10 protein-coding genes are annotated in these 9,245 nt (G+C 60.8%); 8 read left to right on the forward strand and 2 right to left on the reverse strand.

The features are described 5' to 3' along the window. The 8 genes from ribE to ACIPLA_RS23930 form a co-directional block, all read left to right on the forward strand. A partial coding sequence (gene ribE, locus ACIPLA_RS23895; RefSeq protein WP_401176469.1) for a 6,7-dimethyl-8-ribityllumazine synthase occupies positions 1-360 on the forward strand: 360 nt, incomplete at its 5' end. Further along, positions 357-857, forward strand: coding sequence for a transcription antitermination factor NusB (gene nusB, locus ACIPLA_RS23900; RefSeq protein WP_401176472.1), 501 nt, complete (start codon positions 357-359; stop codon positions 855-857). The genes ribE and nusB, both read left to right, overlap by 4 nt. 174 nt (positions 858-1,031) lie before the next feature. Further along, positions 1,032-1,997, forward strand: coding sequence for a thiamine-phosphate kinase (gene thiL, locus ACIPLA_RS23905; protein WP_401176475.1), 966 nt, complete (start codon positions 1,032-1,034; stop codon positions 1,995-1,997). Then, a complete protein-coding gene (locus tag ACIPLA_RS23910; protein WP_008073949.1) occupies positions 1,994-2,497 on the forward strand; it encodes a phosphatidylglycerophosphatase A in 504 nt (167 codons plus the stop codon). Before thiL ends, ACIPLA_RS23910 begins: the two co-directional genes overlap by 4 nt. A gap of 47 nt (positions 2,498-2,544) precedes the next feature. After that, positions 2,545-3,258, forward strand: coding sequence for an ABC transporter substrate-binding protein (locus ACIPLA_RS23915; RefSeq protein ID WP_185022182.1), 714 nt, complete (start codon positions 2,545-2,547; stop codon positions 3,256-3,258). A gap of 233 nt (positions 3,259-3,491) precedes the next feature. Further along, positions 3,492-4,109 carry a GTP cyclohydrolase II gene (gene ribA, locus ACIPLA_RS23920; protein WP_007906827.1) on the forward strand — a complete coding sequence of 206 codons (618 nt, stop codon included), beginning with the start codon at positions 3,492-3,494 and terminating at the stop codon, positions 4,107-4,109. Beyond that, positions 4,106-4,525, forward strand: coding sequence for an MFS transporter (locus ACIPLA_RS23925; protein ID WP_123498512.1), 420 nt, complete (start codon positions 4,106-4,108; stop codon positions 4,523-4,525). The genes ribA and ACIPLA_RS23925 overlap by 4 nt, the downstream gene beginning before the upstream one ends. Continuing rightward, positions 4,525-5,325: a cobalamin-binding protein gene (locus tag ACIPLA_RS23930; RefSeq protein WP_401176481.1), complete on the forward strand. Its 801-nt coding sequence runs from the start codon at positions 4,525-4,527 to the stop codon at positions 5,323-5,325. Before ACIPLA_RS23925 ends, ACIPLA_RS23930 begins: the two co-directional genes overlap by 1 nt. A gap of 133 nt (positions 5,326-5,458) precedes the next feature. Here ACIPLA_RS23930 and ACIPLA_RS23935 read toward each other — a convergent pair whose 3' ends face one another. After that, entirely contained in the window at positions 5,459-7,342 is a 1,884-nt protein-coding gene (locus tag ACIPLA_RS23935) for a TonB-dependent receptor domain-containing protein (RefSeq protein WP_401176484.1), read from the reverse strand. Positions 7,343-7,512: 170 nt separating this feature from the next. Beyond that, the coding region (gene dxs / locus ACIPLA_RS23940) for a 1-deoxy-D-xylulose-5-phosphate synthase (RefSeq protein ID WP_401176487.1) at positions 7,513-9,245 on the reverse strand (1,733 nt) is incomplete at its 5' end.

Genomic DNA, 9,245 nt, shown 5'->3' on the forward strand with positions numbered 1-9,245 from the left:
CTGGTTCGCCATGGCGTGAGCGAAAGCGACATCACCATCATCCGTGCGCCTGGCGCCTTCGAAATCCCGCTGGTTGCGCAGAAAGTCGCTCAGAAGGGCGAGTTCGCGGCAATCATCGCCCTGGGCGCAGTCATTCGTGGCGGTACTCCGCACTTCGAATACGTGGCGGGCGAATGCACCAAGGGCCTGGCCCAGGTGTCCATGGAGTTCGGCGTACCGGTCGCTTTCGGCGTACTGACCGTTGATTCCATCGAACAAGCCATCGAACGTTACGGCACCAAGGCCGGTAACAAAGGTGCTGAAGCTGCCCAGTCCGCTCTGGAAATGGTCAGCCTGCTGGCGCAGTTGGAGGCCAAGTGATTAGCGACGAAAGGGATCGTTTCGACCCGCGCGATCCAAAGCCTGCGGATGCCGGCAAGCCATCGAAAAGCGTCAAGCGTCGCGAAGCCCGTCAGCTCGCGACTCAGGCGCTGTACCAATGGCACATGGCCAAGCAGTCGCTGAACGAGATCGAAGCGCAGTTTCGGGTCGATAACGATTTCAGCGATGTCGACGGCGCCTACTTCCGTGAAATCCTGCATGGGGTTCCGGCTCAGAAGGACCGGATCGATGCCGCACTGGCGCCATGCCTGGACATCACCATCGAAGAGCTGGACCCGGTTGAACTGGCGGTTCTGCGCCTGTCCACCTGGGAACTGCTCGAGCGCGTTGATGTGCCGTACCGCGTTGTGATCAACGAAGGTATCGAACTGGCCAAGGTCTTCGGTTCCACCGACGGCCACAAGTTCGTCAACGGTGTGCTCGACAAGCTGGCCCCGCGTCTGCGTGAAGCTGAAGTGAAGGCGTTCAAGCGCTGATCGGCGCTTGCAGTGTCCTGTCTCGCCGATACGTTCGTTTTTTGGCGAGTGGCTGGTGTTGCCAGACAAGGCGCCGCGACGAGTCATAGCTGGCTATGGCGAGGAGCGGCAACGCATTATGGCGACACCAGACGCCGCTAAAAAATGAACAGTATTGGTGAGACAGGACACCCAATGGGCGAGTTTGAGCTGATCCGCAATTTCTTCGCCGCCGCGCCTTGTGCGCAGGGCGGCGAAGGCGTTGCTCTGGGGATCGGCGACGACTGCGCCTTGCTGGCTGTTCCCCCCGGGGAGCAGTTGGCAATTTCCACCGACACGCTCGTGGCCGGTGTGCATTTCGCAGACCCCTGTGACCCGTTTCTGCTCGGTCAGCGCTCGCTGGCTGTGGCGGTCAGTGACCTGGCCGCCATGGGCGCCGCTCCCATTGCCTTTACCCTTGCCCTGACCTTGCCGACGGTGACCACCGATTGGCTGGAAGCCTTCGCCCGTGGTTTGAACCTCATGGCGCAAAATTGCGGCGTGGCGCTGGTGGGTGGCGATACCACCCGCGGGCCGTTGAGCCTGACCATGACTGTGTTCGGTCGGGTGCCGGTCGGCCTGGCGTTGACCCGCAGCGGCGCACAGCCGGGCGATTTGTTCTGCGTGGGCGGTGAGTTGGGGAACGGCGCGGGTGCATTGCCGTTGGTACTCGGTCAGCGAATGGCTGACGCGGCCATCGCTGATCCGTTGCGGGCTCATTACTGGTCGCCACAACCGCAGCTGGGTCTGGGCATGGCGTTGCGCGGCAGAGCCACTGCGGCGCTGGATATCTCCGACGGCCTGCTCGCCGACTGTGGGCATATTGCCCTGGCATCGAAAGTCGGGGTTCAGGTGGAGCGCAGTAAGCTGCCGTTGTCGAAGGCGCTGCTGGCCTTCCTTGGTCAGTCTGGCGCTGAGCAAGCCGCCCTCAGTGGCGGTGACGATTACGTGCTGGCCTTCACCTTGCCGCCCGCCGAGTTGCCATCATTGCTGGCGGACGGCTGGCCGATCCATGTGCTTGGGCGAGTCGTAGCGGGGCAGGGCGTGACATTGCTGGACGCCGACGGACACGACATCACCCCGTCAATCCGGGGCTATCAACATTTTCGGGAGACACCGTGACAGATCATCCCAAACAGGTCCCGGCGGAGTTCGTACCGCCGTCGGTCTGGCGCAACCCTTGGCATTTCCTGGCGTTCGGCTTCGGCTCGGGCACCCTGCCAAAAGCGCCGGGCACCTGGGGTTCGTTAGTGGCGTTACCCTTCATTCCGTTGTGGCAGATGCTGCCCGATTGGGGCTATTGGCTGATGCTCGGCATCACCATGCTGTTCGGCTTCTGGCTGTGCGGCAAGGTCGCCGATGATTTGCGCGTGCACGACCATGAAGGCATCGTCTGGGACGAAATGGTCGGGATGTGGATCACCCTGTGGCTGGTACCGGAAGGCTGGTATTGGTTGCTGGCGGGGTTCCTGATGTTCCGCTTCTTCGACATCCTCAAGCCCTGGCCGATTCACTGGATCGACCGGCATGTGCACGGTGGGGTCGGGATCATGCTCGACGACGTGCTGGCAGGCGTATTTGCGTGGTTGGCGATGCAAGGGCTGGTGTGGTTTTTCGTCTGAGGCGCCAAGTGAGAGAACCGGGGATAGCGCGACGCGGGTTGCTGCTGATGGTTTTCGCGGTGTTTTGCTCGCTCGCCCGGGCGGAGGATGCACCGACGACGCCCTCCGTGATTCACCTCGCCAGCGAAGCCTGGGAAGACTTTACCGCCGCCGATGGTCAGGGTTTGGGCTGGGAGGTGTTACGCAAAGTCTTCGAGCCGGCGGGCGTAAAACTGGATATTCGAACCGAACCTTATACGCGCGCCATGGGCTTGGCCCAGCGTGGGGAAGTGGACGCTTGTGTCGGTTCTTATCGGGAGGAGGCGAGCGACCTGCTTTATCCACGATGGAATTTCGATACCGACCACATCTACGCCTTGGGCTTGGCCAGCAATCCAGCGCCGACCCTGGATACCTTGGGCCGCTACCGATTGGCCTGGGTACGCGGCTACAAATATCAGGCTTATCTACCCAATGTGCAGCGCTATAACGAAGTCGTGCGGCGGACGGGAATTGCGTCCATGCTGACCCACAATCGCGCCGACTATTACATCGATGCACTGACCGAAGTCGATTACGTCCTTAGCCGAGTCACGGACACGTCGCAGTTTCGCCGCACGCATATCGCGGAATTACCGCTTTACCTGTGCTTCGCCGATACACCTCGGGCTCGCACGTTGATGGCGCTGTTCGATCAGCGCATGGAAGTGCTGGTAAAAAACGGCCAGTTGAAACCGATTTTCGCAAAGTGGAAACAGCCGTACCCGTTTGACACAGAATAAGTACGGTGAATGTGGGAGCGGGCTTGCTCGCGAAAGCGGTGTGACAGTCACAATGATTTTGAATGTGGAACCGTCTTCGCGAGCAAGCCCGCTCCCACAGGGTTGTTGGCTTGGCCTCTTGATCAAACTTTTTGATCGTTATGCCCCATAATTCAGCCTAAGCGTCTGTAGGAACGTGCTGTTACAATGCCGCCTCTGCGAATCTTCAGTACTTATAGATCAGGAGCACACCGGTGCCTGTCGTTTTTGTCGCCGCTTCCAAGCTGCCAACGCCTTTTGCGCAATTCACCATGCATGGCTTTCTCGACGAAGAGAACGGGCGCGAGCACGTCGTACTGAGCCTGGGTGAGTTTGCCGACGGTGCTCCGGTACTCGGCCGGTTGCACTCCGAATGCCTGACCGGCGATGCCTTGTTCAGCCAGCGCTGCGACTGCGGTTCGCAACTCGAGGCCGCCCTGCAGGCGATCGCCCGTGAAGGCCGTGGCGTGTTGCTCTACTTGCGTCAGGAAGGTCGCGGCATTGGCCTGCTGAACAAGATCCGCGCCTATGAATTGCAGGATGGCGGTGCAGACACCGTTGAAGCCAACGAGCGTCTGGGCTTCGCCGCCGACCAGCGCGACTACGCCATGTGCCTGCCGATGCTGGAGCATCTGGGCGTGAAGTCCCTGCGTCTGATGACCAACAACCCACGCAAGGTCAAAGCCTTGACCGACATGGGCATCGTGGTTGCCGAGCGCGTGCCGTTGCACACCGGGCACAACCCACACAACAAACTCTATCTGGCCACCAAGGCCAGCAAGCTCGACCATATGATGGGCAACGAGCATCAGGGCGAGGTTGACCGGGCGTGACCCGCGGTCAGGTACGGCGGCGACTGTCCGTCAATTGGTGGCAATACCTGGCGCTGGCTTTGGTGCCGCTGTTCGTGGTCAATGGTGTATTCGGCCAGAGCGAGGCGATTTTGCCGGTACTGGCGATGCCATTGTTCATCGCCGGTGTGGCGTCGATGTTTGTCAGCCTGAAGTTCTTTGGCGGTTACAAGCACGCACTGATCGCTACCCAAAAAGCCCTCGACACTCCTGAAGAACCCAGCGCCTGGATTGCCCTGGCCGCGAAACGCCGTGCTGCGTTTCTGGTCGCCGGCCTGCCCGCCTGGATTGGTGCGCTGGCGGTATTCGTAGGTCTTGAAGCCGTTCCATTGGTGCTGCTGGCGCTGTCGACCACGGTGCTGTTCTACCTCTACCGTATCCCGCGTCAACTCGGCTGATGCGCAGCATCTGGCTGGCAGTGTCGCTGCTGGCTGTCAGCGGTTCGGCGGCTGCGGTTGAACGGGTCGTCAGTCTGGCGCCGTCGCTTTCTGAGATTGTCGTTGAGCTGAACTCGGCTGACCTTCTGGTCGGTGTGCTGGATGCTGGCGAACGTCCCGCTGAGCTCAAAGACATTCCTTCTGTTGGCAACTACGGCCAGTTGGACATGGAACGACTGCTCAGCCTCAAGCCCGATCTGTTGCTGTTGTGGCCGGGCAGTGTGGGGCCGGTCCAGCGTGAGCAGCTCAAACGGCTGAACATTCCCACTTATGTCGCCGAACCCCACAACCTCGAACAACTTGCCGCCCAGATTGAAGTGATCGCTACGCAGCTCGGAAGACCGGAGCGTGGCGTTTCATTGGCCGAAAATCTGCGTCAACGACTCGACTCCCTGCGCCAGCGTTATCGAAGGGATGAACCGTTACGGGTGTTTTATCAAGTCTGGGATCGCCCGCTGTACACCGTGGGCGGTGGGCAGATCATCAGCGATGCGCTAGCGGTGTGCGGGGCGCGCAATGTGTTTGCCGATCTGACACAGCCTGCTCCGCAGATCAGTGTGGAGGCGGTGTTGCAGCGCAATCCCGAGGTGATTCTGGCCAGTGATCAGGCGCAGCTCGATGCGTGGAAGAGCTGGCCTCAGGTAACGGCGGTGGCGCAGGGGCAATTGCTGCTGGTGACGGACAAAGGCCTGGAGCGGCCGAGTGGGCAGATGATCGAAGCGACTGCCAAGTTGTGCCAAGTGATCGCGCCGGACCGTTGAGACCGAGGCGCGGCCTTCGCGGGCAAGCCTCGCTCCTACAGGATTGGAGTTATTCAATTTTTTTGATCGACTCAAACCCGTAGGAGCGAGGCTTGCCCGCGAAGAGGCCCGCCTGAACACCGCTGATCTCTGGTCAAAACCCTGGCGTCCAGGTCACCCCGAACATCCACGCCCGGCCTTCCTCACGATACCCATACTGACTGCCATCATGGCTGTACAACGCCCGGCTGTAGCCCTTGTCCAGCAGGTTATCGACCTTCAATTCCAGCTTGATCTCGCGATTCAGCGCCCAACTGCTGCGCAACCCCAACAACGCATACCCGCCTAACGGCTGCTGATTGTTCTCGTCGTCATAACTACTGCTCACCGCTTGCCAACTGGCACCGAGGCCGAGCCGGTCGAACTGCCGATCCAGGTCCAGGCTCAACGTCCGCCGTGCACGACGGGCGAGGGTGTGGCCGCTGTCGCGATCCCGCGGGTCGATGATTGCCAGGCCAAGGTTGCTCTGCCAGCCGAACAGCTCTTGTTTCAAGGCCGCTTCGAAACCGTTGATCCGCGCCGAAGCGACGTTTGCCGGGCGGTTGTTGCTGCCGAAAATAATTGCGTCTTGCAGATCGGTGCGATACAGCGAAGCTTCCAGACGACTGCTCTGCGTCAGCTGACTGCGCCATTGCAACTCATAACTTTTCGAGGTTTCGGGTTTCAAATCCGGATTGCTGAAATCCGGGTAGTACAGGTCGTTGAAGGTCGGCGCGCGGAAGCCTTCGCTGTAGGTCAACAGCACATCGTTGTCCGGGTTCAGCGGCAGTGTGAACGTGCCGCTCCAGCTGTTCTGGCTGCCGAACTGCTGGTTCTGGTCGCGACGCAGGCCCAGTTCGGTAGAAAAGCTGTCGGCTTGATAGCGATGCTGGATAAACGCTGCACGGTTCCAGCGGCTGTCTTCGTCGAACGCTGTGCTGCTGTTGATTCGGTCTTCGTACCAGTCGCCGCCGAGGATCAGGCTGTTGCGTTCATCCAGGGTCAGGTCGTTTTGCCAATTCACCGAATCGCGGTAGGTGTTGAACACGCTGCGCTCATCGCTGAGCTTGTCGAGCGTCTTCTCACGGTTTTCGCTATGGCCGAACTCGACGCGGGTTTTCCAGGCGTCGTTGATGCGCGCATCGACGTAACTGCTGACGCTGCTCACAGAGAACTTGCTGTAGGGCTGCTGCTGGACCGATTCAAAGGTGTTCATATCGAAGCGGCCGAACGGATTGTCGAATGCGCTTTTGCCCTGGTTATCCAGCAGATTGGCGCCGACTTCGATGTCATCGGTGAGGGCGTGACTCAGGCTTAAGCTGACCGACTTATTGCGGTATTCATCGTGATCGCCATCACTGGGCCAAGACTGGTGGGTGCGATTGATGCCTGCGGTTTCATCGAGGCTGGCGCCGAGATTGAAGTGTGTCTGCCCATCGCCGCCAGACAATCCAAGGCTGCGTTCCCAGGTCTGATTGCTGCCAACCCCCACGTGCATGCGGGGTTGCAAGCCCTGTTCGCCACCACGGCGGGTGAAGATCTGGATCACCCCGCCAATCGCATCGCTGCCGTAAATCACTGAACGCGAACCACGCAGCACTTCCACGCGCTCGACCTGTTCGATGTTGATGTGTTGCAGGTTGCTGTCGCCGGAGGTCGAGTTGCCGATGCGCTGGCCGTCGACCAGCACCAGACTTTGCGCCGACTTGGTACCACGAATGTAAACCCCCGGCAGACTGCCGCGCCCGCCAGTTTGCCCGACCTGTACGCCCGGTACCCGGCGCAGCAGGTCAGTGACACTGCTCGGCTGCAGACGGTCGATGTCGTCGCGGGTGAACACGGTGTTGGCGGCGCTGCTGTCGTTGCGCGCTTCGACCTGACGGTTGGCGCTGATCAGCACGTCCGGCAGTTTCAGGGCCTGGTCGCGTTCGAAGGTGTCGGCCAAGAGTTGGCCGGCCGGCAGGAGGGTCAGCGCCAGGGCGAGGCGGGGGAGTTTCATGGGTAGTCCGTTGACGCTCTAAAGCGAATACATTTTTATGAGGTTGCACAAAACCAATGTGGGAGCGGGCTTGCTCGCGAATGCGCTGTGTCAGTCAACATTGATGCCGACTGACGCACCGCATTCGCGAGCAAGCCCGCTCCCACAGGGTTTTGCATGTAGCCAGAGGATTAGATATTCAGCAGCTGCAGGCGCTGACGCACTGCTTCTTCGATCCCTGCCTCATCCAGCCCACACTCCGCCAGCATTTGCGCAGGCTTGGCGTGCTCGACGTAAATGTCCGGCAAGCCCAGGTGCAGCACCGACTTGAGGATGTTTTCGCGGGCGAGAAACTCGCTGACCGCGCCACCGGCACCGCCCATGATGGCGTTCTCTTCGATGGTCACCAGCAGTTCGTGACTGCCAGCGATTTCGCGAACCAGTGCTTCGTCGAGCGGTTTGACGAAACGCATGTCGACCACGGTCGCATCCAGCTTCTCGGCGACTTTCAGTGCCTCGGCCAGTTGCACGCCGAACACCAGCAGGGCGACTTTGTTGCCCTGACGGCGGACGACACCCTTGCCGATTTCAATCGGATCGAGGTCTTTCGCGATCGGCGCATTCGGGCCGGTGCCGCGCGGATAACGCACCGCCGCCGGGCCGTCGTACAGGTGGCCGGTGCTGAGCATTTTACGCAATTCGTTTTCGTCGCTCGGGGTCATCACCAGCATGCCGGGGATGCAACGCAGGAACGACAGGTCGAAGCTACCCGCGTGCGTCGGGCCGTCTTCGCCCACCAGGCCTGCACGGTCGATGGCGAACAGCACGTCAAGGTTTTGCACCGCCACATCATGCACAAGCTGGTCGTAAGCGCGTTGCAGGAAGGTCGAATAGATCGCCACCACCGGTTTTGCGCCTTCGCAGGCCATGCCGGCGGCGAGGGTCACGGCGTGTTGCTCGGCAATCGCCACGTCGAAATAGCGCTCCGGGAAGCGCTCGCTGAAGGCCACCAGGTCGGAGCCTTCCTTCATCGCCGGGGTAATCCCGACCAGACGCGGATCGACCGCGGCCATGTCGCACAGCCATTCACCGAACACACCGGAATACTTCGGCCCGCCGGCTTTCTTCGGCGGGTTGGCCGGGGCGTCCAGGGGTTCGAGTTTGGTGATGGCGTGGTAACCGATCGGGTCGACTTCCGCCGGAGCGAAGCCTTTGCCTTTTTTGGTGACCACGTGCAGGAATTGCGGGCCTTTCAGATCGCGCATATTGCGCAGGGTGGCGATCAGGGTCGGCAGGTCGTGGCCATCGATCGGGCCGATGTAATTCCAGCCCAGCTCTTCGAACAGCGTGCCCGGGACCAGCATGCCTTTGGCGTATTCTTCGGTACGACGGGCGATTTCCCAGGCGCCGGGCAGGCGCGACAGGACCTTTTTGCTGCCTTCGCGCATGCTCGCGTAGGTGCGGCTGGAAAGGATTTTCGCCAGATAGTTCGACAGCCCGCCGACGTTGCGCGAAATCGACATGTCGTTGTCGTTGAGGATTACCAGCATGTTGGCGTCCACTTCCGGCGCGTGGTTCAGCGCCTCGAAGGCCATGCCGGCGGTCAGTGCGCCGTCGCCGATCACCGCGATCGCCTTGCGATCACTGTGTTGCAGGCGGGCGGCAATCGCCATGCCCAGCGCTGCGCTGATCGAGGTGCTGGAGTGGCCGACGCCAAAGGTGTCGTACTCGCTCTCGGAACGACGCGGGAAGGCGGCAACGCCGTCCTTCTGGCGCAGGCTGCTCATGCGCTCGCGACGGCCGGTGAGGATTTTGTGCGGATAGGCCTGATGACCCACGTCCCACACCAACCGGTCATCCGGGGTGTCGAAGACGTAATGCAACGCGATGGTCAGCTCGATGACGCCCAGGCCGGCACCGAAAT

The organism is Pseudomonas sp. NPDC086112 (assembly GCF_044746425.1).
In the GTDB taxonomy this organism is placed as follows: domain Bacteria; phylum Pseudomonadota; class Gammaproteobacteria; order Pseudomonadales; family Pseudomonadaceae; genus Aquipseudomonas.

Coding starts and splice junctions, on each gene's coding strand:
- thiL (WP_401176475.1), top strand. CDS start 1,032: ATGGGCGAGTTTGAGCTGATCCGCAATTTCTTCGCCGCCGCGCCTTGT.
- ACIPLA_RS23915 (WP_185022182.1), top strand. CDS start 2,545: ATGGTTTTCGCGGTGTTTTGCTCGCTCGCCCGGGCGGAGGATGCACCG.
- ACIPLA_RS23930 (WP_401176481.1), top strand. CDS start 4,525: ATGCGCAGCATCTGGCTGGCAGTGTCGCTGCTGGCTGTCAGCGGTTCG.
- ACIPLA_RS23935 (WP_401176484.1), bottom strand. CDS start 7,342: ATGAAACTCCCCCGCCTCGCCCTGGCGCTGACCCTCCTGCCGGCCGGC.